This is a genomic window from Lysinibacillus odysseyi 34hs-1 = NBRC 100172 (assembly GCF_001591965.1).
GTDB lineage: Bacteria > Bacillota > Bacilli > Bacillales_A > Planococcaceae > Lysinibacillus_B > Lysinibacillus_B odysseyi.
The window spans coordinates 291,320-317,157 of record NZ_BCVX01000001.1 but is presented as its reverse complement, the minus strand read 5'-3'; the positions used below and the strand labels follow the sequence as shown (position 1 = coordinate 317,157).

Here is a 25,838-nt window from a genome sequence, read left to right as displayed (position 1 = left end):
ATGTCATATGACGTAGGAGTCCTCTTCTATTAGCCTGTACTGCGATCCAAGTGCAGTAGGAAAGGATAAACAAAACCTATAATTTACTGTCGATTGAAGCTTTTTGTTACATACAAGCAGCTTGCCACAGAAGTAGAGGCTTATTTCCTGTAAAAGAGGCCGCCTTTATCGTTGGGCGGCCTGCTGCAGTTTAACACATAGGAAAAGGAGACGTAGTTTATGCTGATTGTAGGTGCAGTGTACTTTGTGATAATGCTTGCCATGTTGTTTTCAGGCTATTTTAATACGCTGGCTTTTCTGTTGCTTTCTGTCCTCTGTTCGCTCGTTATCAGACGAATCCCGAAGGAAAAGGATTCGAAATGGACGACAAGCGCCGGTTTTTTATTCATCCTCGCTGCGATTATTGTTGTAGCTGTGAAAGAGAAAGACTCCTTTTTTTAAGAGAATTTACTTAAATAGCTTTGCCTTTCTTACAATTCCTCTATCATTTCTGAGTTTGTTTAGTAGATGAAATATAGATTCCTCAGTTTTCCCTTTACTTAATGCCTTTTCGAAAAACTATTATCCGAATCGTTTCCCAACTCTATATATGGAAGAATTTCCGCTTTGTTTTTGCGAGGGAAATTGTCTACAATGAAGGGTGGATAACATACTTACATAGAGATTGTAGATTCCTTATTAAATAAGAATCACCTGAAAATATGAAATTCAGCGATAGAAATGGAGAATGACTATGTATCACAAAATGTCAGGAGAATCTACGGATTTCACAAAGACAAATAGCAGAAAGCTAGCAGAGCTGTTTCCCGAAGTTGTGACGGAGGACGGACGTATAGACTTTGAACAGCTTCGTTTGCTGCTTGGGGAAGCAGTAGAACAGGGCAATGAACGCTATTTCTTCAGCTGGAATGGCAAGAAAGAAGCTCTGCTTGGTGCACAAAAGCCGTCAAAGGGAACGCTGCGTCCTCTACCTGAGAAGAGCAAGGATTTCGATACGACACAAAACCTCTATATCGAAGGGGACAACCTCGAAGTCCTCAAGCTTCTACAGAAATCGTATAATAACAAAATTAAAATGATTTATATCGATCCGCCGTACAATACCGGCAAGGATTTCGTCTATAAGGATAACTTTTCAAAAGGTGTCGACAACTACCTGGAGCAGACAGGACAGGTCGATGCAGAAGGTAACCGCATGACGACGAATACAGAAAGCAACGGCCGTTTCCACTCGGACTGGCTGAACATGATTTACCCGCGCCTGAAGCTCGCTCGTAATCTATTGAAAGAAGATGGTGTCATCTTTATCAGCATCGATGACCATGAGCAGAGCAATCTCATCAAAGTATGTGACGAGATTTTTGGACAGCATAATTTTGTCGCAAACCTCGTGTGGGCGAACAAGGAGGGCGGGGGCAGCTCCGATTCCCGGCTGTTCCGTATTAAGCATGAGTATATCGTGTGCTATGCCAAATCGATTGAACAGCTTGATATTACAGGCGTTGCCATCAGTAATGAAGACCGCTATAAGCAAAAGGATGAGCATGAAAGTGTACGGGGGCCTTATTACCTGCAAAAGCTTGGCATGGGATCGATTCAATATTCATCATCGCTTGACTATGCAATCGAAGCGCCGGACGGCACGAGTATTTACCCGGCTGATAACAACAATGGCAAAAAGGCTTGCTGGCGCTGGTCAGAGGCGAAGTTTAAATGGGGCGTTGAAAATGATTTCGTTGTGATCCAAAAAGATTCCAAGGGTATTTGGACGGTTTATACAAAGCAATATTTAAAAATGGACAATGACGGCAATCCCATTACGCGAACACAGCGACCGCTTGGCATTATTGAAGAATACTCCAGTACACAGGCCTCCAAGTTCCTTGATAGTATCGGCATGGGCAATGTATTTGACTATTCTAAGCCGGTCCGTTTAATCGAGTACTTGATTGACCGTGTCGTAACAGAGGAAAACGATATTATTCTGGACTTCTTCTCCGGCTCGGCCACGACAGCGCATGCGGTGATGAAGCGAAATGCAGAGGACGGGAAAAACCGCCGTTTTATTCTTGTGCAGCTGCCTGAACCGATTGCACAAAATACGGATGGCTATAGCACAATTTGCGATATCGGTGAGGAGCGGATACGCCGTTCAGGGGAAAAATTGAAGGAAGCGATGCAGGAACAAGCGATGAAAGCAGGACTGTTAAATAATGAACAGTTGAATCCTGAAAAGCTCGATACCGGCTTTAAGGTGCTCAAGCTTGATAAGTCCAATATCCGTGAGTGGAATACAGATTTTGAACAGCTTGAGAGTGAATTAGATCTGTTTGAAGAAGTCTTTGTCGACGGACGCTCTGAGCTTGATATCGTATATGAAATGATACTGAAAAATGGACTGGAGCTGACAAGTCCAGTCAGTGTGTTCGATGTAGACGGACGGAATGTCTACAATGTTGCACAAGGACGTTTATTTATCTGCCTTGACGACCATATTGACCGGCACATTGCAGAGGCAATTGTGGAAGAACATGGGAAATCGAAGGTTGGAGCGAGTGCTGTGATCTTTAAGGACGCTGGCTTTGCCGGCAATGACGCAGAAAAGCTGAACTGCTATGAATACCTGAAGGATGCGGGTTATCCAGAAGATAATCTGCTGTCTATTTAGAGGTGAGCAGCATGAACATACAATTTGATGAACTATCGTATCAAACAGAGGCCATTCAATCTGTACTCCGTGTATTTGAGGGCCAGCAAATCCGCAGCTCGGACTTTATGATTGCAGGAGACGACCGCCAGGGGAAACTGTTCGGTGAAAAGGGAATCGGCAACCGGATCGACCATGACCTGGCACGCATACTGCGGAACGTCCAGCAAATCCAGATTGATAACGGTATTCCGGTATCTAATATACTGCCCAAACCATTTCCGCAGTTTAACATCGAAATGGAAACAGGAACGGGTAAAACGTTTGTTTATTTGAAGACAATCCTTGAACTGAACAGGTTATACGGGCTTACGAAGTTTGTTATCGTTGTTCCATCTGTTGCAATCAAGGAAGGTGTCATGAAGACACTTGAAATAACGAAGAATTATTTTAAGGCACAGATGAACGGTGTAATCTACCGCGCCTTTATGTATGACAGCAAACGATTAAATGAAGTGCGGGATTTTGCGCAGAGCGAATCGATTGAGATCATGGTCATTAACATCCAGGCATTCTCAAAAAGCAGTAAGAATGAGGATAATATGAATATCATCTACCGTAAGGATATGGATTCTTTATTCGGTACTGCACCAATCGAGCTCATTGCAGAAACGAATCCGGTCGTTGTCATTGACGAGCCGCAGAGCGTGGATAATACGGAAAATGCGAAGAAAGCCATCGCGGCATTGAACCCTTCTTTTACCTTCCGTTACTCTGCAACACATAAAAATACGGACTATCCGCTGCTTTATAAATTGGGGCCGGTTGAAGCTTATGAGAACAAACTCGTCAAGCAAATCGAGGTAGCGGGCATCCGTCATAACACGGATGGCAACGAGGCCTATATCCGGCTGCTCAGCATTAAAGCTACCAAAAGTGCTGTTACGGCAACTGTGGAAATGTACGAAAAGTCAAAGACAGGTATTGCCAAAAAAGAGATCAAGCTAAAGCAGGGGGACGATTTATATATTAAATCAAAACGTATTTCCACCTATGAAAAGCTTGGCTTTATAAAAGAAATCTCCGCAGAGCCCGGTAATGAGTACATTGAGCTATCAGGTGAGCCGTCCATCATCCGGCTGAAGGAGTCAGTGGAAAACGACCGCCAGATCAAACGTGCACAAATTCGTAAAACGATTGAGGAGCATCTGAACAAGGAGCTGAAGCTAAATCCGCTCGGTATTAAGGTGCTGAGCCTGTTCTTCCTTGATAATGTAGCCAATTACCGCCAGTACGATGAAGCGGGAAGAACGGTAAAAGGCGAGTATGCCCAGATATTTGAGGAAGAATATGAGCAGCTGATCAGCCAGGAGAAATACCGCACGCTGCGTGACCGGGGAGTACCAGTAATAGACGTACATGATGGCTATTTCGCCCAGGACGGCAAGGGCAGGCTGAAAAATACAAACGGTGAAACACAGGCAGATGAAAGCACGTACCAAATTATTATGAAGGATAAGGAAGATCTGCTGACGTTCTATGATGAAGAAAAGGGGCAGATAAAAAGAGCGAACAAGCTACGCTTTATCTTCTCGCACTCAGCACTGAAGGAAGGCTGGGACAATCCGAATGTCTTCCAGATCTGTACGCTCATTGAATCGAAGGATACAATCACAAAAAGACAAAAAATCGGCCGTGGACTGCGGATTGCTGTTAATCAGCAAGGTCAGCGCGTTCCGGGCTTTGAAGTCAACACATTGACAGTCATGGCAAATGAAAGCTATGAGGATTTTGCCAAAGGTCTGCAGCGTGAATACGAAGAGGAGGGCGTTCAGTTTGGTGTGATTGATGCCACCGTATTCAGCGCCATTATTCTGGAGGTAGACGAGCATACAGGTCTCAAAAAACCGCTCGGCCACGAAAAATCAATCGAGCTTGTTCATTATTTAGGTGATCATGGCTATATCGATAGCCGGGGCAAGGGAACGGAAACGCTGGCAAAGGCAATAAAGGAAGGTACATTTGAGCTGCCTCCGGTAATAGCCGCACTTGGTGAACGTGTAACAGAAAAAGTGCTGGAAGTGATCAAGCGGAAATTTGACAGCAGCAAGGTCGATATCAAAAATAGGGACGAGCGTGTAACCGTCAAGGTAAAGAAAGAGGCGCTTGCCGGCCCGTTCCTTGAGCTATGGGAGAAAATCAAATATAAAACGAACTATTCGATTTCCTTTGACTCGGAAAAGTTTGTTCACAGTGCTGCTGAAAAGCTGGCAGATGAGCTCGAAGTGACGCTTGCCAAGCTGGAATATATGAAAGCAAACCTCGTGCAGGCAGCATCTGGAATCGATGTGGGAGAACAGACAGTTACAAGTATTGAAGCGTCCAAGCAGCAATACAAGGAAGCACCAGATATTGTGGGCTACCTGCAGCACGAAACGAAGCTCACGCGAAAGACGATTATTGCGATTTTAAAAGAAAGCGGCACGCTGCCGGACTTCAAACGCAACCCACAGCTGTACATGATGCAGACTGCTCGTATTTTGAACGCGGCAAAGCGCCTGGCGATGGTAGACGGGATCAAATACGAAAAGCTGCCGAGCAATGAAGCGTATGACCAGCAGCTGTTTCTTCATGAAGAGCTTGTCAGCTATAAGGACAAGACAGTCGAAGTAAAAGGCGGTCGTTCACCATTCGAACATATTATTGTTGATTCTGATGTCGAGCGTACGTTTGTGAAGGAATGCGAGCAGGATGAAAATGTGAAAAGCTACATCAAGCTGCCTTCATGGTTCAAGGTGAAAACACCGCTTGGTCCGTACAACCCGGACTGGGCCATTCTGCTGGAGAAATTCGGTGAGGAACGACTGTATTTCATCGTTGAAACGAAAGGCAGCACCGCGTCTGAAGATATTCGTCCGACAGAGCTGGCGAAAATCAAATGCGGCAGGAAGCACTTCGCTGCACTTGATACAGGTGTAGTGTTTAAGAAGACGACGAATGAGAAGAGTTTGTACTAGGCTAGTTAGTGCCAGAAAAATAGAGGCTGACAGCCAAACATCAATAGTAAATCCAAGTTATCACCCCCTCCCGAATGAATGGGCAGGGGGTGATGCTGTTGTTAGAGCTTATTTTTATTAGGTAATAGGATTATATGTTGAATTTCATTAAATAATTTTTTCTTTATTGGAAATGCGGTCTTTTAATAAAGATGGATAATTTATAATTAAGTTCGATCATTAATAATAAAGTTTGATAAAAACCTGTATGGTAGAAGACTCTTTAACGAAGAAGATAAAAATTTCCCCGAGCAGATCATTGACAATAAAGAAGGATGGGTTTTTATTCTGACTTGGTTGAAAGGCCATCTGCAATACAGAGTCCAAGCAATACGAGAAGGACTTGTAAAATGAAAAACAAACCCGGGATTGTATTCCCGGGTTTGTTTTTACTTATTGGCAACTATGACCAATTTACCTGTATCCAGTTCCTCTTCGAATTGAGCAGCTTCCGATTCACTTAATCCGACAGAAGCTAACTCATTACGGAGTTCATCTCCACGGGAATTCACCAGGTTCTTCATAGAAGTCAGGAACCCTTGCTCGCCAATACCAGCTTCTTCTGTCCCCAGTGCTTCGTTAATATCATCTTCACGTTCTTCATAGTGTGCAAAGATGTAAATGTTATCTCGAAGATATCCTTGCGCTTCTAATTTCTCCACTTCTTGTTTCGCCTGTACCACGTTTTCTACTGTCAATTTGACTGTCATTATTTATCCCTCCTAAATATGTTCACATTCAACCTATTCCACTAAATTGAGTAAATAAAACTTAGAGATTTGCAAATTATTGACCAAGCTTCCCGGGGAAGTGCTTCAATAGGTTGGGAACCCTTTAAATTATCAGGGACCTACGAGCATAGAAGTCACGAGGAAGAATTTCACTCTATAAAAAGGTAATATCATTTTAATGCCAAATATACAAATTATGGTACTTTTTTATCTATTTCTACGCCCTTATGTCCTCCAATGGATGATCCTAATATTAATAGTTTTATGTAAAAAATAAAACAAAAATCAAAATGGCTTTGGATAAAAATAAAAAGTGAATATTGTTATTGATTCTTACTTATGACAGGTTAGCTTAAGTGGATTGTGAAAATATATTCTTCAATTAACGGGCGCGATTGTGGAAGATCAGCAATAGGAAATAATCAAACTTTTTTATGAACAAAGAATTAGCCCGTTTTGAACAATGTTTGCTCAAAACGGGCTCTTTTAATGTAACTTAAAATATGGGGCTGTGGGTTGTTTTAAATTAAACTTTGTTTAAAGCTCCAGGAAAAATGTTATTACAAAGACGAGCAATCATCTACATTTTAAAGTCCAGCCAAATTCATCATTACATAGAACCCCCAATATAAAGCTTTCGACCAGCCCTTTACTCCAATAATCTAAGCACAGAAAAACACGTTCATGATTTGATGAACGTATTTATCTTCTCTAAAAAAGAACAGTAATGAATGATTTTTTAGTTTTGGGGAGCACTTAACCAATAAAACGTAAATCAGCAGTATAGTGAACCTAGACAATTTTAAAAAAGGGGGGATACGTTGAAAGTATTAATTGTTTCCATGTCTGCTTTATTTATCGAAGCATTACAAATCGCGATTCGTGATAGGCGTCCAGCTTGGCAAGTGGAAACTTATTCAATGCAAGCACCTCTATTCAATCAAGCAGTGATGAAAAAAATACAAGAACAGTGGGTAGACATTGTCGTCATCGAAACAACAAATCAGCATTTTGCCCTAATGATTGAAAGTGTAAAGAAACTAGCGGGTCCTGAAATAGATATCATGTTGCTAGTCGATTCAAGGCTGGGAGAGGTATATCATCATGTAAAAGATGAAGAGCGCTGGGCTAGTGTTACTAAAAATACGAGCCTGGATGAGTTTTTACTGCTAATGGAGTCCTTTAAAAGTAATGTATCAACTTTCCCAAAGGTTTCTTTAATGGAGATGGACAAAAAAGTCCTCAAAGATTTAGCAATTGGACATACTTTTGAATTTATCCAGCGTACACGGGGGCTGTCGGCTGAAGAAATTGATCAGTCCCTCTACCGGATTAACACCTATTTTCAAGTGCCGAATTATATAGAATCGATTAGTAAGGCATTTGAACAGAAAATCATTACGTATTGAACACAGTGTTTATAAATAAAAACAAGGGAGGAGGCAAACAAAATGAAAAAAGTGCTAATGGCTTTAGCTGGGGTAATTATTGGAATCGCAGTTATTTCTATTGTCAAAACGATGAGCTAGGAGAGGTGCTTCATGACATTTCAAATTAAAAATTTAAACAAGAGCTTTGGTAACAAAAAAGCGGTGAATAATATTTCCATTCAATTGGAGGAAGGACAGATTCTTGGGATGCTGGGCCGGAATGGCGCCGGAAAAACAACGACCATCCGGATGATGTTAGAGCTTATTCCGAAAGACAGCGGGCAGATTTTATGGAAAGGAAAGCCTTTTTCCAAGAAAAACCTGCGGATTGGCTATTTACCGGAAGAACGAGGGCTATATGCCAAAATGAATGTGCTGGATCAGATTATTTACTTTGGCATGCTGGAAGGCATGGACAAAAAAGAGGCAAAAAAAGAGGCGCTGATATGGTTGGAGAAGCTTGAAATCTCTTATGCAGCAAAGAAGCGTACCGAACAATTATCGAAAGGGAACCAGCAAAAGGTACAGTTGATTACAGCGCTTATCCATGATCCGGAGTTTATCATTTTAGATGAGCCCTTCAGCGGACTGGATCCCGTGAATGCAGATATGCTAAAAAGCGTTGTGAAAGAATTGATTGCCAAAAAGAAAACGATTATTTTCTGCAGCCATCAAATGGAACAGGTCGAATCGTTCTGCAGTCAGATCTGCATTTTGAAGGACGGCAATCTGATTGTCTCCGACCAGTTAGCGAACGTAAAGCGTGCGTATGACTACCGCTACCTGGAGCTGGAGACAGCAACTGCGCATTTGAAGGACTATCTGACACAAAAACAATATGATTTCACACAGGAAAACAACCGTTATAAATTGCGTATCCCGCGGAGCGAAGAAATCTACCGGCTTATTCAGGAATTCGGGGAGAAATTCGAACTGCAGGGGGTTTCATTAAAAGAGCCGAGTCTGCATGAAATCTTTATTGAACGGACAGGAGGGGACATCATTGCGTAATTTCAGTATTGTATTCAGCACCGTTTTCAAAGAGGCAGTCAAAACAAAGCCCTACTTATATATCACGATTGGTCTGGTGGCATTGAGCGTGCTGCTCTTTGCCTCCCCGGCCATCCTTACCATGTTCAATAAAAACAGCCCGGATGAAACGTATAAAATCGTCAATCATACGTCGCTGGAATTGTCCGAACAAGAGCTGGCAAGTGCTGGTGGCAGCTGGCAGATTGTAGACGGTGTAAAGATAGAGAGCCTGAAGGAAGAAGTGAAGGCAGAGGCATTAACCGGTTTCTTTGTACTGGAAGAGCAGACGGACATGATGCAGCTGAATATCTATATGCCGAAAGTGAACAATGAACTGCTGCTTACGCTGGAATCCTATATCGAACAAAAGAAAGTGGCATCCATCGTTGCGGTACAGTCAATCGATCCAGCTGTCGTGCAGGCACTGAATGCCCCCCTGCAAAGCAGCGTGGAACCATTATATGAAACAAAACCAAATGCGTTGCTGATTGTATATGGGTTAATCACGATTATGTTCCTGGCCATTTCCATATACGGCAATAATGTGGCAACAGCGATTGCATCCGAAAAATCCTCGCGTGTCATGGAAGTCATGATTACAAAAGTGGCACCAGTACCGATGATGTACGGGAAAATCCTGGGTGTCGGCCTAGCGAGTCTAACACAAGTATTTATCTTTATTGGCGCCTTGTTATTATGGGCCAACATAGGGATTTTCGATATTCCTGAAGGTTCATTTGTCCAGACAATCATGGAAACAATCACATGGGAAACAGCCGCATGTATCCTTATTTTCTTTATCATCGGTTACTTTATCTATGCCACTCTGTTTGCGATTGTCGGATCTATGGTAAGCCGTCCGGATGATTTAGGAAGTGCAACAATGCCCATTATGATTTTATTAATGGCCAGTTTAGCAGTGGAAATGCTCTTTGTAATGGATGCACCGGAAGGAAGGATGACGACGATTACTTCCTATATTCCATTTACGGCACCTATGACTGTATTGGTCCGGATTGTCTATAACACCATTACACCAGTTGAAACGGTGATTTCGCTACTCCTAATGGTTTTGTTTATTGCTCTATTTGCAGCAGTGGCGGCGAAAATCTATCCAAAAGGCGTTCTGAAATCAGATAGCCTGACATTTAAGCAGCTGATGCAATCTAACCGCTAGGGCACCGCTTCTAGCAATTTAAAATAAGCCTCCTCCAAAGTGTAAGTAGCTTTTGGGGAGTCTTTTTATTGTAAAAAATGCTATGAATTAAGGAAAACAGATTATTTTAAAAAATAGTATATAATGGTAATATATACAAAAATGCAGTGGGTGGTGTGAAATGGTAGTTACAGCATTTGAGAATTTTCTATTAATGGTTATTCAATATATGACATTACTATTGTTTAGCATTTATACCCTCGATCTAAATTGGTCAAAGAAGCACTATATAATTACTATCTGTTTTATATTTTTCCCAACCTATATATTGTTTTCACTTATTGGCGCACCATCGATGTTATTCTATTTGACGATATTAGCCATAATGGTGTACCGGGAAACAAACGTAATCAGCCACATTTTTCATATATTTATGTCGCTCTTTTTTTTAGTAATAAGCGACAATCTCTCTTATATAATTTCCTATCGTTTACTGAATGAAAAGGGAAATAATCATTACATTTTTATTGGCTATTGTATATTGTTTATATTATTTGCCGTAGTACTGGCGTATTTTTACAAGCGGATTATAAGATATTTGATTGACCGCTGGGTATTCAACAGCTATATTTCAACCATGTTGGTGTTTCTAAGTGTCTTTACGGTTATCTGCATGTACATCAATATTGTAGCAATTGACCATAACAACTTTTACGAAAGTGTCCAAAATAATTTAATGACATTCATGATGTATTTAGCACTGCTCGCAGTGCTTATGTTTGTCGTTTTATATGTAGCATTCAAACAATATAAAGTGAAGCAGCGGGAACTGGAACTGCAAAACTTCGAATCCTATGTCGCATCGCTAGAACAAATTAATCAGGATATGCGCAGATTTAAGCATGATTACGTGAATATTTTATCCTCATTGCGTACATTCATTGATGACAAAAATTATGATGGTCTGCAAACATACTTTTATCAGCATATTTTAGATACGAAATACCAGGAACAGCTAAACGAACAAGCGATGATGACACTAAATAACTTGAAAATTAATAGTTTAAAAGGGTTGTTAACGACGAAAATCTTGCAGGCTCAATCCCATCATATACCGTTTTATATTGAAATTGTCGAGGAAGTCAGAAATATTTCAGTAGATCCAATTATTTTAAACCGAATGGTCGGCATCTTGCTGGATAATGCGATTGAAGCTGCACGGGAAATCGAAAATGGTGAAGTCCGCGTAGCGTTTATTCATATGGATGAAGCGATCCTATTAGTTGTGAGCAATACATTTGATGAAAAAACAAATATAAAGGTGCACGAAATTTTCAGAGAAGGTTTTTCAACTAAAGGGGAAAATCGAGGTCTAGGATTGGCTAATCTACGTCAAATGAAAAAGGATTTACAGAATGTCAGTTTGAATACGAAAATTAGCCCTCCTTATTTTATTCAAGAAATCGGCTTTGAAAGGGGTAGATAAGATGGAGATTGTTATTTGTGAAGATGATCTAGCTCAATTAGAGAACATTAAAAAAATAATTGAAAATTACGCCATGATGGAAGACAATGGAATGAAAATTGTCCTAGCTACTACCGATCCTGCTGATGTTCTAACGTTTTTGGAAACTAAAAAAGCGGATTGCTATTTCTTTGATATCGACCTGAAACATGAAATAACAGGCATTGTATTAGGCAGTAAGCTCAGGGAAAAAGACCCTATCGCTAATTTAGTGTATATTACAACACATGCTGAAATGAGTTACCTTACATTCATTTATAAATTAGCTGCATTGGATTTTATTATTAAAGACCAATCGGATACGTTAAAAGAAAAGGTATTATCTACCTTAAAAGAATCACATAGACGTTATTTGCAGATAGGCCAACAAGATCATATTCAAAAATTACAAATCAAAACAACCGGGCGTACCTATAATGTTGATTTTCAGGATATATATTTTTTCGAGGCATCTGCGGATTCACATAAAATTATTTTACATTTAGAAAATGAGCATATTGAATTTTACGGAAGGCTAAAAAACTATGAAGAGGTACATACAGACTTTTACCGCTGTCACAAATCTTTTATTGTAAATAAAAGCAAAATTCAAAAAATCGATTCGAAAGAAAGAGCCATTTTTTTAGAGAATGGTGAAGTGTGCTATGCATCAGCTCGGCTTATTAAAGGCTTGGCAAGTAAGACGTTTCTATAATCAATCATGAGTAATAGCCTTTTCCTTTTATCATATCATGGTGGAAGGAAAGGCTATATTTTATTCTTCTCTTGCTGCAGTTCTAAACATCTTAATAACTCATTCTATTTAATAGCTTCGGGCAATAAACTATTCTTGAAAGCAAATATAAAGGGAGAGGAATACAGGTGAAAAAACAATTGATTGGACTCGGCTTGGTTGCACTCGCAGCTCTCCTGGCCCTGCAAATGTATCATTATAAAGCGGAACGGGAACTGAAAAAGGAAATCGGCAGGGCGTATCATGTCAACATGGTAAATATATCGATCGCTTTTGAAGGACTGGAGTATGAGAGGTTGAAGGAAATGGAAACCGACAACAGCACATATACAAGCCTGAACAAATTGTATTTTACGCTGATGTATACGGATTTCCAAACCTTTAAAGGACAGCCGGAAATCAAGTCGCTTCTTTCCGATATTAGTAATTTATTATCGGTTTATAAAAGTAAAGGGGAGCTGACTGAGGAACAGCAGGCGGCGTTTAATTCAAACGTACGAAAAGTAAAATTTCTAATCAACGATTTTGAAGACATACTCGGCACCGAAATAGATTGGTACTATGCATTTATGGAACCGAACGAAAAAATTCAATCGCGGGTAAAGGAACGGCTGGTAATGGACTTTTAAGAAGTCCTTATACCGGCTTCTTTGTTTTAGAAAGGTTTTATTTCACCAAACCTTTATTAAAAAACCTCAAGGTTATTTGGCATCTAATAAATATCTTATTTGAATAAAAATGGAACTTATATTACGCTAGAAAGTACAGAGCTTAAAGGGGTGAGCTAACATGAATAAACGATTGATCGGCAAGCTGCTGCTGGCAGCTTTTCTGCTTACTTTTTTATACGCCTTTCATTACGGGGCACAGCAGGATCTGAAAAAGGAGATTGGAAGAGGCTATCATATTAATGTAGTGAATATAGCTACAGCACTGCATGGGTTAGACTATGAGGCATTATCGGAGTTAAGTACCGAGCCTCAGACATTCGGAAGCGTCAGCAATCTAGGCACGATACTAAGGTATTCGGAGATGCAGCTTTATAGTAGTGAGTCGGAAGTATCCTCGCTTCTTCCAACGATTATTATGCTTTTAATGGATTATGAAAATGACGGCGTACTTTCACCGGAGGACCAGGAAAAATTGAATACATCTATACGGAAAATAACGATTATTATCAATAGTTTAGAACAAATACTGGGCAGCGATCTTGACTGGTACGAGGCTTTCACAGATCCGAGCGAAAAACTCCAACAGCGCTTGGAAGAACAGCTGGAGGAGGAAGGGTATGAACAGAATTGAGTAGTTTCAATTTACAATGAACAAGGGGAAGTACAGATGAAATATAAAACAAGTGATGGTGTCGAACTGTATGTGGAAAAAGGGGGGAAGGGGGCGCCTTGTCTTTTTCTTCACGGAGGACCGGGTTACTGGAGCCGATCCTTCCAATATCATGCGGGGGATGTATTGGAAAATGACCTGGAAATGATTTATCTCGATCAGCGAGGATGCGGCCGTTCGGAACATAGTTTGGACTATTCGTTAAATAGACTGATAGCGGATATTGAAGAATTAAGGGAGTCCCTAAACATAGAGGAATGGTATGTGATGGGACATTCATTCGGAGGGATTTTAGCAGTCAACTATGCCTATCGATTCCATGAGAGAACGAAGGGACTGATCTTATCAAATGTAACGCTTTCTATGCGGTATTCCTTTGAGCACCAGCTGCAAAAAGGAAGAGAACTATTAGGACAGAAGGAAAAGGGCTCATTTACTGAACAGCCATTTATCGACGCTTTTTATGAAATGGTTTCCGAGCTGCTGGAGAAAGATCTATATTTTAAACTTCAATATAAAAATCCGGCAAACAAGGAAAAGATGGATATTATCGATCGAGAAGGACTTGCTAGTGATCCACAGTTTCAGCACTATGTATTTTCCTCAGGAGAATATTTTGAGGACTTTACAGTAATGACCCAGCATATCACGAAACCAGTATTAGTACTCACAGGAGTATATGATGATGCTGTTGGTCCTGATCATTATAAATCGTTCCGTTTTCCAAATGCGGAAGTGCGTATACTGGAAGGAGCTCATCACCCTTATGTGGAAAGCAGAGAAGAATTCCAAGAGGCGATTGTGCATTTCATTCAGCGGCAAGAGTGACAGCAGTTGACCTAAATACTGTTTGAAAGTAATGGCAATCTTTTAATCTAGGATAATAGAACAAAAGGAGATACATACTGTGAATTACATCCAATCACTGCGGAAAGTCATCGGTACAAAACCGATTATCGCACCCGGATCAGCTGTGATCGTTCTAAATGAACAAAACGAGATATTGCTGCAATTACGGTCAGATACGAATGACTGGGGAATACCAGGCGGGGGCATGGAAATAGGCGACAGCTTGGAGGAAACCGCTAGAAAGGAACTCTTCGAGGAAACAGGTCTAGAAGCACAGGACCTTGAATTGCTCGATATTGCATCTGGTAAGGAATTTTATTATCAATTTCCGCATGGAGATGAGATTTATAATGTAACCGCTGTTTTCAAGGCAATGAAAGTGACGGGGACGTTAATGGGCAATGAAGAAAGCCTGGAGCTCGGCTATTTTCCGTTAGACTCATTACCGGAGCTAAACGGGACAACGGAGAAATTACTGAAAAGAATAGGGTATGTGAAGGATTGAGCTTGGCTGTAAAGAAAATTTCTTTAAATAATATTTTTTTAGTAGGAAATGAAGGGGTATATTGATGAATTACGCAGAGTTGTTGGAAGTCAACCTCTACTATTAGTTGGAGTTGCGGTAGCTGTTGTGAATGAAAATGGGGGAGTTTTATTACAGAAGCGAAGCGATGGGCTATAGGGCGTTCCCGGCGGATTTATAGAATTAGAAGAAATCACGGAAGAAGAGAAGTGCTGGAGGAAAGGGGAATTGAAATTGGAAAGCTCGATTTGGTAGGTATATTTTCAGGCAAAGAGCATTATGTGAAACTACCAAACGGCAATGAGTTTTATCCTGTTACAATCGCCTATATTTCAAAGGAAACTAGAGGAGGTGTTCTTAAAGCAAATGGGGAGGAAACAACGGAAGCGAATTCTTCAAAGTAAATGAGCTGCCTGAAGGGCTTAACCCGTTGATATAAACTAATGGTGCAGGTTATAGATCATCATTTCAATATAGATGCACAAAGTATTGGGGGATGCAGTATGTTTATAGTTAGAACAGTTGTTTTATGGGTGATTATATCAACTATCATAAATGCCTATTTAATGACATTACCTATACCTGTTTTACGAAAAAGAGGTTACCCAGCTAACTATCTGATTCAACAAAACAACCGCATAGATTTTCAACAAAATACCGAATGTGCAGCATTTTCAACAGCGTATGTGCTGCGTCATTTTGGTATGGAGGATGCGGGGGAAGCGTTATATACGCATTTTCCTAGTAAAACGAGGGCGGGGAATGTATATCCAAAGGGAATCCGAACAGTGTTAAGAAAAAAGGGCTTTAAAACACGCTATTATAAAGGAAGTATAAATACATTAAAATACGAAGTTAGTAAAGGAACTCCCGTAATTGTTTTTATTAAAGTACAGAAGGATCGTAATCTTTTGCATTTTGTTCCTGTTGTAGGCTATGACAAGGAGTACATTTACCTTTCGGAATCATTAAGGCATCTGGTGAATTGTGATGGTGAACATAATAGTTACAATCGAAAAGTTCCAATTAATGAGTTTAAGGAATTATGGAATGTAAAGAGAGTTCATATGCTTCTTTATAGTAATACTTACATAACCGTAGACGCCACACAGAGCTAATGTTAATGACCTGTATACACGGAGAAAAATACCGGAAATTAATAGAATCTTATTAGCTTTCAATCATCTATAATTTTAACTCTGGCTAGTCGTGCTATTGGATGCTTTAGTTGAATACCAATCTTTAATAAGCGGCCGAGATTACGGGGCAGCGGTCTGAGGAAATGGTCAAACTTTATAATAAGAATTTCATACTTAACTAAAATGAAACTCCATTTTGAGGAATCTTTTCAAAATGGAGTTTTAGCCTTTGTTGCTAAATAAGGGTTGATTAGAACTTTTTGAACTTACTTTTTTCGATTTCCTCGCTTCTTCACCTCAAGTCTTTTTCATTATGCTTGTTAACTTCTCAGTATCCGTCAAGACTGCTCTTTGAATATTGATCAATTCCAGTCTTCCTTCATTAGCACATAATGGTTGAATTGCTCTCCGTCTATTTCAGCCATTTCATTTAGACGAAAACCGCATTTTTGAATGACTTTATTGGAGCTGCCATTTCGGGGCAGTACTACCGCATGAAGGATCTCTACGTTTGTATGCTGAAATAAATAGTGAATTAATCTCTTTACAGCTTTTGTTGCATAGCCTTTGTTTTGGTGATGCTTTGAAATCGCATAGGCAACTTCCCGGCATGAGCTGCCTAATTCCTTTTTTATCCCGGATGTACAAAAACCAATAAACTCATTTGATTCTTTTAAAATAATTCCAAGTCTTATTATTTCGTGACGGAGTTTCGGAACAGCAGCCAAAAATTCCTGATTTTCGGGGATTTCGTAGTTCATCACCCAATCTAAACGCTGTTCTCTAGTCGACTTCCAATCCGGCAGATATTCAGCGACCTCATGTTGTGATGTAATGTCAACAATCGCATCCACATCTTCCTCACAAAACTCTCTTAAGTAAAATTCACCACAGTCAATGGTAAATAAAGTATCTTCTTTCAACTGCAAGCAACTCCTTTTTCCGTTTTAGCGGTTGATATGCGGGTTCATGATACGTTCATTATAAGTTGCAGTCATTTCACATAGAAACCTCAATCTTGTTTCATAAATGAAAATAAGCCAATACGGGATAAACCGTATTGGCGGTATTTATAATCGACGCTTTCTTTCTTGCAGGATAATTCGCTGAATACTTTTTAATGACAAATAATAGTCCCGGCTGAGTGTATGTGTATCAATGCCGGATAAAAAATCTTTATATATGTTCGCGTTTCTCACTTTTAAATCTTGCCTTGTCGTTGTGCCGGAGCCCCAAGCTTTTTTCCGCTCCGCCTTTCGAGGGATATAGATTGATTCACCGTCAACATAATGTTGAATTAACTCAATTACTTCCCATGGTAAAAAATCTTCGGCCTTCTTATAGCTCATTCTTACACTCCTAATAATCAAGATAATTTATTAGAAAGAGCAAGGGCTACATTTCATTAGATAAAACATAGCCAATGCTATGCGAAGTATGTATGTTTTCTCAAGCAGATCAACCCTCCATTTAGTGAATCGTTTTTTAAAAATCATAGCATAATATTTACAGTTTACGGTAATATAACCTCAATATTCTATGATGTTATACAATGAGTGAATTCTATTTTGGTAGGAAGTGATCTTGGCATCTAAATAGTAAAAGTCTTTTCAAATTAGGTGTACTTTTTGTTTTTATTTCACATAGAATAGTGTAAAATTACACTAAATGAAACAATTTAGTTGGGAGCTGATTGTATTGGATAGAGAAACATTCATCCAGTTAATTTCGAGAAAGATGCGGTTGATCCGTGTGGAGCGAGGCTACTCACAGGAAAAAATGGCATCGATTATCGGCATTTCGAAAAAGACGTTAGTGGAAATTGAGAAGGAACGTATCCTCGCCGGCTGGACGACAGTAATTGCGGTATGCACATTGTTTCGCCAAAGTGAAATTCTCCAGGCAACTATCGGGGAGGACCCAATTGAAATCGTAGAAATGCTTGCCCATGAGGAAATTACGCTGCCAAAGCAAAAATCGATGGGCGGCCGGGTATGGTGGCGTGAGGTGGAGGCAGCAGGAATTTTCCGGCTGCAGCAAAACATGTTCAGCCAGCATTACCGTATCCTCGATGAAGAAGATTATCGCTGGTACAGCTCATTTGATGAGACAGAAGCAAAAAAACGCCTACAGGAGCTGGCGCAGAACATTCGATAAAAAAGGGGATGAGGCAATGAGGAAACAAACTATATTATGGGGGCTGCTTGTAACGGGGTGCCTGCTTGGTATCTACGCGCAGTCGCTTGCTTACTTTCTAGAAGGAATATTCAATACGGGCTGGCCGATTGCCTATTTAACATTTGTCACGGTCAGCAGTTATGTGCTGCTGATTTTCGTGGCAGGCATAAGCTTATGGAAAAAGCTTGGCCCGCTTTTAACGGCAACATTATCCGTAGGCGGAATGGTGAGTATGTGGTCATTCTTTGTTTTGGCAATGTGGTGGGGGTAATAGAGAGTATTTATGAAAAAAGTATTTAAACGCCTAATAGGAAGTGTGATTCTCATCGCCTTATTAGTAGCCGGCTCTGTACAATATAAAGTTTTTATGGTGGAACTTACCATTATAATAGCAAATCTATATATAACGCTCATTTACATTGTTAATTTTTATGATGAGCGTTTTTTCTTCTATTCTTTCTTCTTTTTTTACTTGAAGAGCCCCCTTACATCTCCATAAGGGAAATTTCCCATTTTACGGTTTCAGAAAAGTTTAGTTTTTTTCGTCCTTTCCATTTTTGGCATCGTTTTGTATATAGAGGGGGGAGACACATGAAAGACGAGGAAGAGCTGGACCGGATTATGACGGACCATACGTCCCTGCTGTTTCGAATTGCATATTATTATACGAAAAATCTACATACCGCTGAAGATATTGTGCAGGAAGTGTTTATAAAATTCTTTCAGTCGAATGTTCAGCTATCCGAGGAGGACCTGAAACCTTATTTAATTCGCATGACTGCCAACAAGGCGAAGGATTATTTGAAAAGCTGGCATTACCGAAAGCTTGTGCTGCAGGAGAGGCTGTTTTCTTCTAAAACAGTTACCGAAAAGGATGCTTTAATCCAGCAGGATGAGGAGGCAGAAATCAGTAAAGCAGTGCTGGCACTTCCGGTGAAGCAGAGGGAAGCAATTGTTTATTACTATATGGAAGGATTGAACATCCGGGAAATCGCCAGCCTGTTGAATATGCCGGAAAGCACTATGAAGTCCCGGCTGGCAAAAGGGCGGGAGCAGCTCAAGGAACAGCTGAAATCCATCGAATGGGAGGTGCTAATGGATGAGACCATATAAACTAAAAGAGCTGCGCCAGACAAAGCAGCATGAGGAGGCAATCATCCGGCGTGTAAAGCAAAATCTTTCACAAAATAGGCCAAAGAGACGTATCCTGGCACCAGTTTTAGCCGCCGTTGTCACAGCAGCCGCGCTCGTGTTCGTCTTCTTGCAATATAGCGGGGGGACGGTTCGTGAACAGAGCGCTCGAGGATATACCATTTTACATGTGTTTGAGCAGGTGGACGGAAATGGGGCTGCGTATAGCGAGCTTTTTAAAGAGTTTGACCACCAGGATTTACGCCGTCTGAAATATTTCAAGCCTGTTCCGTTAACGGAATTCCTTAATGCAAATAATGCAATGATCCCTGATATTATTGAACCGTTTAACAAAAGCAACGCAGAAGTTCTCGCGGTAAATGACGGGATGCAGACAGAACTGCAATTTTCATTCAGGAATGGTGAGGAATATATGGTTATCTCGGTGGCCAAACACTTTATGAATAGTTTGTACCCGGATTTTCTTGCGGATTTAACGGAAGATGCTGTCGGCAACCGGGTTGAGCAGGAGATGTTGGACGAAACAACACCGCTGATCCATCAAATCCGTACAACGAATAGTGCTCTAGCCTATCGGTATTTTACATTTGATGATGAGAAAAATGAAATGAATGTCACACAAACAACTGCCAATGAGCTGTATACGTACTACAACGGTGCTATATATCATGTAGGCTACAATATAGAAGGGAATCATGAAGAAGTTGTTTCGTATGTAAAGGAATTCATCCTCCAAAATAATCTACAGGAGGTAGGGTTGGAACATAATTTAATGGGTGAACAGGAGCATGCAAAAGGAGGTAAAAGTATGCTGATGGGCGCAGCAATTTTAATAGGGGGCCTCATTTTCGCAGCTGTTTTGACAAAAGGAATTGGAAAGAGGAAGAAACGAATCATCTGGGGAATAACGACAATGCTTGTCATTGCACCACTGCTATCATGGCTCATAGGAATGAGCTACGCCATCTATGAAGGAGATGGTTTTGCGGGAATAGGCGTCATGTTGATTCTACTTCCTCCTCTATTTTTAGCCGGCCTGGTTATTTTACTAATTGGGATATTTAAAAAAGAGACGAATTAATACTAAAGAATTCATTAATTGCTGCAGAAAACAAGTGAGTGGAGGTATACATGATTACAGTAAAAAAGGAAATAAAAGAACTTCACTTACAGGAACTCCGAGAGGTATACAGGTCAGTTGGCTGGATGAAGCATGACGAGGAGGTAATCCGTACTGTATTTGAAGCTAGTACGCATAAGGTTTTTGCGGTGAAAGAGGGAGTAGTAATCGGATTTGCGAGGGCTCTATCGGATGGCATCTTTAACGCGGCGATCTATGATGTTGTTGTCCATAAACAGCATCAGGGAGAGGGGATTGCACGTCTTTTACTGGAAAGGATACTAGATGAGCTAAAGGAAGTTTCCTGTATTCATCTTATCTCTACGACCGGCAATATGTCCTTTTATGAAAAGTGCGGCTTTAAAAAATTGAAAACCGGTATGGCGATTTATCAAAATCAGCAATTAGCTGCTGAGTATTTGGAGTAGGAATTTTAAAAGGAAAGCCTGTTTCGAAGCATTTCTTCAGAACAGGCTTTTTTATATGGAAAACGATAAAGAATATATAATATCGTCTAATCTTCCAATGGCTGCTTGAATTCTGGTATAACAATTGAGTTCTATATTTTCGAGTAATTAAATACCTAAAAAGTAAAAAGAAAAAACAGAGCCATTCCTTACATGAAATGCTCTGCTTAAGCAAACGTGCTACGTAATTTTCGCCATCATATACTTTCTGGCTTCCATATAGATTTTGTGATCGCAGTCCTCGCAGGAAAAGCGCCCTTGCATATTGGTTTTATACTTTTGATATTTGAGTGTACCTTCCAGGATTTTGAACTTCTTTTTGCAGCAAATACAGACGGATTCATAAAAGATCATACATATACCCCTCATTTCTTTAGAAGATCATGAAAAACATAGGTACTAATAAACAGAGTATTTAAATAATTGCACATCTTTATTATACCCTTTTATGTATCTTTTCGCTTGTATGATCGTTGGGTAAATGTGGAATTTTCTTGAACGTTACCGATCTACAGCCACTTCTGATAATTCTCGAAAAAGAAATGGCCGGAAACGTCTATACTGGTGTCGGGCTTGCTGCCGTCATCATAGACAATATCCGATGTGGTTCCTGTCGAGTGTACATGAAACACTCCGTCTCCTTTATATGCCAGCAGGAGCGTACTGTTCATCTCTATTTTAGAAGTGTCTGTAAGTCGATAGAAGCAGGGATTCGAGCACTTGACCGGAAAAAGTATGTGTTTAAAGGAGATGACGGGCGGGAAAACATTCAAAAACAGGAGGGATGCTGTATGTCAGACAACAAAGAAAACAACAAAAGTCTTCGAGAAGTCGAGCGTGATATGCAGGAAGAAAAGAAAAATCAAAGCATCGCAGACCAAAGCCGTGTACCTAATGAGCAGAATCGCTTGAAGGATCAGGAAAACTTACGCAGATAAGAAGGACAAGTAAATGATCATAAAAGCAGATCAGAAGCAGGGATAAAACAATCGTGTTTTATCCCTGCTTTGTGTGCTATAGGAATCCAAAACAATCGGTTCCAATGAGAAGAACGATCAATCCAATAGCAAAGGCCATGTTAGATAATGTTAATACATATGTACGGCGGTTTTCAGCGTATTTCCACTCCATATAGGCACGCACCGATTCAGAGAGGACTGTTAAAAGTATGAAAATAGTCAAGGGTTCAAACGGCCAGACGGTAATAGTCATCCCTGTTTTATCGTAATAAATGAATAATGACAATATGAAAAGCAGAAAAGTACACCGAATCCCCCAGTCAATTTTCCGGTGGCGGGCATTGACATGGTTATAGGAAGGCCACTTTTCCCGTTTCACTTTCAACAGTTTTTTCATCCCATAATCAAATGCATAGAGCACAAACGCTACAAGGACAAGGATGAGCATAAGGGTCGTGTAATTTGGCATGTTATTCTCCTTCTATTTTTGTAAATTAATTTCCTGTTTATCCATTATACACTATTTCCCCTTTTTCTCTATTATCCAAGGGAGCGCCCATTCACCACTAAAAGGGCGCGCATATTTCTATCATTCTATTTATAAAATAGTTAGCAGCACGTTAGCACTTTTTGATTAGCAAATGGGAGGGGAAAGACTGAAATGCAAAAGTGGAAAAAGGCTGCAGCAGGGGGCATCGTACTGCTTGGGGTGGCTATAGCGGTATGGTTTGTTTTTCAAAAGGAAGAAGAGTTTCAGGACGAATCAACAGTCGATTTTATAACCAAGCTTTTTACAGTGGAATTTGTGGAAAGCGAGAAGCTTTTTCAAGCGATTGATAAGGAAATCGAAGAAGCACTGGAAAAGAATGATGAGGAAATTGTTACGTTTTCGAGCAAGGCGATCGAGAATACCGCAATGGACAAGTTTGGCCGATATGTAACATCAGACAGCTTTGATACACTGCTTGATACAGGTGCCCTGACGGCGATGTTTGAACGGGCATATATGAACCAAAGTGATTATAAAATTAGCGATATTAAAAAACAGCAAGAGACTAAACAAGAGGACGGGTATGAAGTCTCCTATATAGTAGAGTTTGGGCAATATAAAAGGGCCTCGAATGTGCAGCAGGCATGGTGGTCAACGGAAGTGACAGTGGAGGTCGTGAAAGAAGAGAATGAATGGAAAATTGCTGATATAGAGATGGAGCAAGATAATTTTGAACAATTGTATTAAAAACAGCGCCTTACCCGTACTCATGGAAAAAGAGGAAGCGAATCATCATGGGTTTTGTGAAATGGATAAAAAATGTATAATAATATATTGGAAATATAAGTAATACACAATACACATAAGAAGAGGAATACGATGCGCCCTAACTTAACAAAAGAAATCAATGTAGAAGAGTTCAAAAATTATTACTGGCTGAAGGAAGAGCTGCAGGCATTTTGCCGGGAGGAGGAAATGAGTGCAACGGGCTCAAAGATCGAGCTAGCAGAGCGTATTACACATTTTCTTCACACTGGAGAGAAGCTAAAACCGCTGCGAAAAAAACAAACTACTCGCAAAAAGGCACTTTCGAATGAACCGTTAACGCTGGAAACAGTGATTACGGAAAACCATCGATGCAGCCAGCAAGTGAGGGCGTTTTTTACCTCTATCATCCCTAAATTCCATTTCTCCACCTATATCCAGCAGTTTTTTAAAGAAAATGTCGGGAAGACATATCAGGATGTGGTCACAGCCTGGTATGAGGAAATGGAGCGGAAGAAAGACCCCTCCTATAAAAAAAGCAAGCTCGCTCCTCAGTTTGAATACAACCAGTTTACACGTGACTATTTTGCAGACCCACAAAATATAGGAAAGAGCCGGGAAGACGCTATTTCAGCGTGGAAAACAGTAAAAAGCCTGCCGGGGGATAATAAGTATAGACCGTAAGCAAGACGATAAGAGCAGGTTTAAAAAATGAGAGAAAACGCTCGAAACTAGTATGGCTTTTAATCTTTATGGTGTATGGATCTATAATGACAGCATTCCAAATTAGACAATAAAAGTATATTTCAGGAACATTTTCCTGTTGGAGTCGTTTTTATTCATGCAGGGACATACAGTAAGCTGTAAAGGCTTTTGTCCACATGAAGTGAAAGGGAGCGGGTGAATTGGGATAGAAAAATATATCGATAAGCAGGTCGCATTATACATAGCATTGCTCGCTTTCATTAGCTGCCTGTTTATCCATTCAACGACAGAGGCCTTCCCGCAATATGGGCAAACCTTTGTGATCAAGCAAATCATCTTTTACATACTCGGCTTTAGCCTGATGGTAGGCGTAGCAATGTTGGATGTAGAACAATTAAAGCAAATATCCTGGTTTGTCTATGCGGGGGTTGTTTTGCTGCTGATTGGACTTATTTTTGCGCCGGAAAGCATTGCCAGGCCGATTAATGAAGCGAAGGCATGGTACCAGATTAAATTTCTAGGGAGCTTGCAGCCGTCGGAGTTTCTAAAGTTTGCGTTTGTTCTCGTTGTTACACGGGTGATGGAGAAGCATTATACGTTAACGGAGGAGCCATCCTTTATGTCTGATTGCCGCCTGCTGTGCAAAGTGGCCATTATCACTATGCCGCCGATGCTGCTCGTATACCAACAGCCGGATACAGGAATGATCCTATTATATCTTGCCTTGCTGGCACCTATGATTTTCTTTTCATCCATTAATAAAAAATTGCTCATAACCGTTGCAGCGATTCCAGTGACACTAGTCATCGGCATACTAATTATTTATTTTCAGTTTCATCATATTTACCAGGAGGAATTATTAGGACGTCTTTCGCCCCATCAGGTGTCACGGATTAATGGATGGCTGCAGCCCTTCGAATATGAGGCATCGTCGTACCAGACAAGGCAGGGGATACTGGCAATCGGCACAGGTGAAATTATAGGTAAAGGCTACCGGGGTAATGATGTGTATATCCCGGAAAAACATACGGATTTTATATTTTCCACGATTGCGGAGGAAACGGGCTTTATTGGCGGCTCTATTGTAATTCTGTTGTATTTCCTTCTTTTATACCGGCTTGTTGTTATTGTTATAAAGGCGAGGACACGATTTGCCTACATTACGGGAGCTGGTATCATCAGCTTATTGACCTTCCAGATATTCCAGAATATCGGCATGACGATGGGGCTTTTACCTGTGACAGGGGTAACATTGCCTTTCCTTAGCTACGGGGGGAGCTCGCTTTTATCGAACTTCCTGTTGCTTGGCGTCATTTTATCCTTCCGGAAAACATATGAAAATTATTTTTTCTTGTCACGGGATGAAAACTATGAATAAAAGGCAAAGAACGCTGATTGGGGGAAGGGTTCCTTGCCTGGTTTAAAAATATGAGAATATTAGTTATGCATCATTGTATGTATTTTTTCTAGCTTTTCTATATGATTTTTGCATATGTCCTGCAGTTGAATATCGTGCTGATTAGCAATAAACGTAATAGTACCTAAAATGTCGCCGAGTTTTTCAGAGAGCAGATTTTTATTTGTTTTATATGTATTAGGGGTGGTATTTAAAGGGTGGGAGCCGTATTCCATATCCCTTAAGATTCTAGCGACTTCACCAATATTTTCAGCTAGAATAACGACAGAGAGGAGATTTTCCTCCTCGAAGCCTCCCGTTTCTTTATAAAATTGCTTTAATCGTTGCTGGAATTCATTTGTTTTCATTAGTACAGGCTCCTTTTTCGGATTATTTTGAATTTAAGATAAAACTATCATACAACAAAACTGAAATAAAGGAATG

Annotated in this window: 27 protein-coding genes and 1 pseudogene; 23 read left to right on the top strand and 5 right to left on the bottom strand. The window is 40.3% G+C overall.

The annotated features are described in order from the left end of the window. The first annotated feature begins 219 nt into the window (after positions 1 to 219). From BOD01S_RS01710 to BOD01S_RS01700, 3 genes are all read left to right on the top strand, one after another. On the top strand, positions 220 to 441 hold the full coding sequence (locus BOD01S_RS01710) for a hypothetical protein (RefSeq protein ID WP_036155048.1): 222 nt from the start codon (positions 220 to 222) through the stop codon (positions 439 to 441). 292 nt (positions 442 to 733) lie between these two features. Next, complete coding sequence (locus BOD01S_RS01705; RefSeq protein WP_036155046.1) at positions 734 to 2,668, top strand: site-specific DNA-methyltransferase; 1,935 nt, start codon at positions 734 to 736, stop codon at positions 2,666 to 2,668. Positions 2,669 to 2,679: 11 nt separating this feature from the next. Beyond that, entirely contained in the window at positions 2,680 to 5,664 is a 2,985-nt protein-coding gene (locus tag BOD01S_RS01700; RefSeq protein ID WP_036155044.1) for a restriction endonuclease, read from the top strand. Between the two features lie 428 nt (positions 5,665 to 6,092). Here the strand turns inward: BOD01S_RS01700 and BOD01S_RS01695 are convergent, their stop codons facing one another. Next, entirely contained in the window at positions 6,093 to 6,413 is a 321-nt protein-coding gene (locus BOD01S_RS01695) for a general stress protein (RefSeq protein WP_036155042.1), read from the bottom strand. An 842-nt stretch (positions 6,414 to 7,255) separates the two neighbouring features. Between BOD01S_RS01695 and BOD01S_RS01690 the strand changes: the two genes are divergently transcribed. From BOD01S_RS01690 to BOD01S_RS01640, 11 genes and pseudogenes are all read left to right on the top strand, one after another. After that, complete coding sequence (locus BOD01S_RS01690) at positions 7,256 to 7,843, top strand: hypothetical protein (RefSeq protein ID WP_036155040.1); 588 nt, start codon at positions 7,256 to 7,258, stop codon at positions 7,841 to 7,843. Positions 7,844 to 7,975: 132 nt separating this feature from the next. After that, positions 7,976 to 8,875 carry an ABC transporter ATP-binding protein gene (locus BOD01S_RS01685; RefSeq protein ID WP_036155038.1) on the top strand — a complete coding sequence of 300 codons (900 nt, stop codon included), beginning with the start codon at positions 7,976 to 7,978 and terminating at the stop codon, positions 8,873 to 8,875. Beyond that, the gene (locus tag BOD01S_RS01680; RefSeq protein WP_036155036.1) at positions 8,868 to 10,073 is read left to right on the top strand and encodes an ABC transporter permease; all 1,206 of its coding nucleotides are present in this window, start codon (positions 8,868 to 8,870) and stop codon (positions 10,071 to 10,073) included. The genes BOD01S_RS01685 and BOD01S_RS01680 overlap by 8 nt, the downstream gene beginning before the upstream one ends. A 160-nt stretch (positions 10,074 to 10,233) precedes the next feature. Beyond that, on the top strand, positions 10,234 to 11,538 hold the full coding sequence (locus BOD01S_RS01675; protein ID WP_036155034.1) for a sensor histidine kinase: 1,305 nt from the start codon (positions 10,234 to 10,236) through the stop codon (positions 11,536 to 11,538). A gap of 1 nt (position 11,539) precedes the next feature. Next, positions 11,540 to 12,271: a LytR/AlgR family response regulator transcription factor gene (locus BOD01S_RS01670; RefSeq protein ID WP_036155032.1), complete on the top strand. Its 732-nt coding sequence runs from the start codon at positions 11,540 to 11,542 to the stop codon at positions 12,269 to 12,271. Positions 12,272 to 12,438: 167 nt separating this feature from the next. Further along, complete coding sequence (locus tag BOD01S_RS01665; protein ID WP_036155030.1) at positions 12,439 to 12,939, top strand: hypothetical protein; 501 nt, start codon at positions 12,439 to 12,441, stop codon at positions 12,937 to 12,939. Positions 12,940 to 13,099: 160 nt separating this feature from the next. Beyond that, complete coding sequence (locus tag BOD01S_RS01660; RefSeq protein WP_036155027.1) at positions 13,100 to 13,612, top strand: hypothetical protein; 513 nt, start codon at positions 13,100 to 13,102, stop codon at positions 13,610 to 13,612. A gap of 36 nt (positions 13,613 to 13,648) precedes the next feature. Continuing rightward, positions 13,649 to 14,479: an alpha/beta fold hydrolase gene (locus BOD01S_RS01655; protein WP_036155026.1), complete on the top strand. Its 831-nt coding sequence runs from the start codon at positions 13,649 to 13,651 to the stop codon at positions 14,477 to 14,479. 79 nt (positions 14,480 to 14,558) lie between these two features. Further along, the gene (locus BOD01S_RS01650; protein ID WP_036155024.1) at positions 14,559 to 15,005 is read left to right on the top strand and encodes an NUDIX hydrolase; all 447 of its coding nucleotides are present in this window, start codon (positions 14,559 to 14,561) and stop codon (positions 15,003 to 15,005) included. 48 nt (positions 15,006 to 15,053) lie between these two features. Next, positions 15,054 to 15,462 (top strand): annotated as a pseudogene (locus BOD01S_RS01645) (NUDIX domain-containing protein). A gap of 64 nt (positions 15,463 to 15,526) precedes the next feature. Then, positions 15,527 to 16,141, top strand: coding sequence for a cysteine peptidase family C39 domain-containing protein (locus tag BOD01S_RS01640; protein ID WP_036155022.1), 615 nt, complete (start codon positions 15,527 to 15,529; stop codon positions 16,139 to 16,141). 383 nt (positions 16,142 to 16,524) lie between these two features. Here BOD01S_RS01640 and BOD01S_RS01635 read toward each other — a convergent pair whose 3' ends face one another. Further along, the gene (locus tag BOD01S_RS01635; protein ID WP_036155020.1) at positions 16,525 to 17,085 is read right to left on the bottom strand and encodes a GNAT family N-acetyltransferase; all 561 of its coding nucleotides are present in this window, start codon (positions 17,083 to 17,085) and stop codon (positions 16,525 to 16,527) included. A 147-nt stretch (positions 17,086 to 17,232) separates the two neighbouring features. Then, entirely contained in the window at positions 17,233 to 17,511 is a 279-nt protein-coding gene (locus BOD01S_RS01630; protein ID WP_036155018.1) for a CD3324 family protein, read from the bottom strand. A gap of 349 nt (positions 17,512 to 17,860) precedes the next feature. Here BOD01S_RS01630 and BOD01S_RS01625 point away from each other — a divergent pair, with 349 nt between their 5' ends. The 6 genes from BOD01S_RS01625 (at position 17,861) to BOD01S_RS22785 (ending at position 22,017) form a co-directional block, all read left to right on the top strand. Beyond that, on the top strand, positions 17,861 to 18,319 hold the full coding sequence (locus BOD01S_RS01625; protein ID WP_036155015.1) for a helix-turn-helix transcriptional regulator: 459 nt from the start codon (positions 17,861 to 17,863) through the stop codon (positions 18,317 to 18,319). A gap of 16 nt (positions 18,320 to 18,335) precedes the next feature. Further along, positions 18,336 to 18,611: a hypothetical protein gene (locus tag BOD01S_RS01620; RefSeq protein WP_036155013.1), complete on the top strand. Its 276-nt coding sequence runs from the start codon at positions 18,336 to 18,338 to the stop codon at positions 18,609 to 18,611. Between the two features lie 320 nt (positions 18,612 to 18,931). Further along, positions 18,932 to 19,453 (top strand): RNA polymerase sigma factor, encoded by a 522-nt coding sequence (locus BOD01S_RS01615; protein WP_036155011.1) that lies wholly within the window; start codon positions 18,932 to 18,934, stop codon positions 19,451 to 19,453. Next, the gene (locus tag BOD01S_RS23615) at positions 19,440 to 20,573 is read left to right on the top strand and encodes a hypothetical protein (RefSeq protein ID WP_233153111.1); all 1,134 of its coding nucleotides are present in this window, start codon (positions 19,440 to 19,442) and stop codon (positions 20,571 to 20,573) included. The genes BOD01S_RS01615 and BOD01S_RS23615 overlap by 14 nt, the downstream gene beginning before the upstream one ends. Before the next feature lie 50 nt (positions 20,574 to 20,623). Further along, a complete protein-coding gene (locus BOD01S_RS01605) occupies positions 20,624 to 21,040 on the top strand; it encodes a GNAT family N-acetyltransferase (protein WP_036155009.1) in 417 nt (138 codons plus the stop codon). A 533-nt stretch (positions 21,041 to 21,573) separates the two neighbouring features. Further along, positions 21,574 to 22,017, top strand: coding sequence for a hypothetical protein (locus tag BOD01S_RS22785; RefSeq protein WP_036155007.1), 444 nt, complete (start codon positions 21,574 to 21,576; stop codon positions 22,015 to 22,017). 76 nt (positions 22,018 to 22,093) lie between these two features. Here BOD01S_RS22785 and BOD01S_RS01600 read toward each other — a convergent pair whose 3' ends face one another. Further along, a complete protein-coding gene (locus BOD01S_RS01600) occupies positions 22,094 to 22,507 on the bottom strand; it encodes a DUF4181 domain-containing protein (RefSeq protein WP_036155005.1) in 414 nt (137 codons plus the stop codon). 192 nt (positions 22,508 to 22,699) lie between these two features. Between BOD01S_RS01600 and BOD01S_RS01595 the strand changes: the two genes are divergently transcribed. From BOD01S_RS01595 to BOD01S_RS01585, 3 genes are all read left to right on the top strand, one after another. Next, entirely contained in the window at positions 22,700 to 23,275 is a 576-nt protein-coding gene (locus tag BOD01S_RS01595) for a hypothetical protein (RefSeq protein ID WP_036155003.1), read from the top strand. A 132-nt stretch (positions 23,276 to 23,407) separates the two neighbouring features. Beyond that, the gene (locus BOD01S_RS01590) at positions 23,408 to 23,977 is read left to right on the top strand and encodes a DUF6434 domain-containing protein (protein ID WP_036155001.1); all 570 of its coding nucleotides are present in this window, start codon (positions 23,408 to 23,410) and stop codon (positions 23,975 to 23,977) included. A 268-nt stretch (positions 23,978 to 24,245) separates the two neighbouring features. After that, positions 24,246 to 25,376, top strand: a complete 1,131-nt coding sequence (locus BOD01S_RS01585) for an FtsW/RodA/SpoVE family cell cycle protein (protein ID WP_233153110.1) — start codon at positions 24,246 to 24,248, stop codon at positions 25,374 to 25,376. Between the two features lie 59 nt (positions 25,377 to 25,435). Here the strand turns inward: BOD01S_RS01585 and BOD01S_RS01580 are convergent, their stop codons facing one another. After that, complete coding sequence (locus BOD01S_RS01580) at positions 25,436 to 25,762, bottom strand: MazG nucleotide pyrophosphohydrolase domain-containing protein (protein WP_036154997.1); 327 nt, start codon at positions 25,760 to 25,762, stop codon at positions 25,436 to 25,438. Between the last annotated feature and the right edge of the window lie 76 nt (positions 25,763 to 25,838).

Coding starts and splice junctions, on each gene's coding strand:
- BOD01S_RS01710 (WP_036155048.1), top strand. CDS start 220: ATGCTGATTGTAGGTGCAGTGTACTTTGTGATAATGCTTGCCATGTTG.
- BOD01S_RS01700 (WP_036155044.1), top strand. CDS start 2,680: ATGAACATACAATTTGATGAACTATCGTATCAAACAGAGGCCATTCAA.
- BOD01S_RS01685 (WP_036155038.1), top strand. CDS start 7,976: ATGACATTTCAAATTAAAAATTTAAACAAGAGCTTTGGTAACAAAAAA.
- BOD01S_RS01605 (WP_036155009.1), top strand. CDS start 20,624: ATGATTACAGTAAAAAAGGAAATAAAAGAACTTCACTTACAGGAACTC.
- BOD01S_RS01640 (WP_036155022.1), top strand. CDS start 15,527: ATGTTTATAGTTAGAACAGTTGTTTTATGGGTGATTATATCAACTATC.
- BOD01S_RS01675 (WP_036155034.1), top strand. CDS start 10,234: ATGGTAGTTACAGCATTTGAGAATTTTCTATTAATGGTTATTCAATAT.
- BOD01S_RS01655 (WP_036155026.1), top strand. CDS start 13,649: ATGAAATATAAAACAAGTGATGGTGTCGAACTGTATGTGGAAAAAGGG.
- BOD01S_RS01590 (WP_036155001.1), top strand. CDS start 23,408: ATGCGCCCTAACTTAACAAAAGAAATCAATGTAGAAGAGTTCAAAAAT.
- BOD01S_RS01600 (WP_036155005.1), bottom strand. CDS start 22,507: ATGCCAAATTACACGACCCTTATGCTCATCCTTGTCCTTGTAGCGTTT.
- BOD01S_RS01630 (WP_036155018.1), bottom strand. CDS start 17,511: ATGAGCTATAAGAAGGCCGAAGATTTTTTACCATGGGAAGTAATTGAG.
- BOD01S_RS01660 (WP_036155027.1), top strand. CDS start 13,100: ATGAATAAACGATTGATCGGCAAGCTGCTGCTGGCAGCTTTTCTGCTT.
- BOD01S_RS01620 (WP_036155013.1), top strand. CDS start 18,336: ATGAGGAAACAAACTATATTATGGGGGCTGCTTGTAACGGGGTGCCTG.
- BOD01S_RS01695 (WP_036155042.1), bottom strand. CDS start 6,413: ATGACAGTCAAATTGACAGTAGAAAACGTGGTACAGGCGAAACAAGAA.
- BOD01S_RS01595 (WP_036155003.1), top strand. CDS start 22,700: ATGCAAAAGTGGAAAAAGGCTGCAGCAGGGGGCATCGTACTGCTTGGG.
- BOD01S_RS01670 (WP_036155032.1), top strand. CDS start 11,540: ATGGAGATTGTTATTTGTGAAGATGATCTAGCTCAATTAGAGAACATT.
- BOD01S_RS23615 (WP_233153111.1), top strand. CDS start 19,440: ATGAGACCATATAAACTAAAAGAGCTGCGCCAGACAAAGCAGCATGAG.
- BOD01S_RS01580 (WP_036154997.1), bottom strand. CDS start 25,762: ATGAAAACAAATGAATTCCAGCAACGATTAAAGCAATTTTATAAAGAA.
- BOD01S_RS01705 (WP_036155046.1), top strand. CDS start 734: ATGTATCACAAAATGTCAGGAGAATCTACGGATTTCACAAAGACAAAT.
- BOD01S_RS01615 (WP_036155011.1), top strand. CDS start 18,932: ATGAAAGACGAGGAAGAGCTGGACCGGATTATGACGGACCATACGTCC.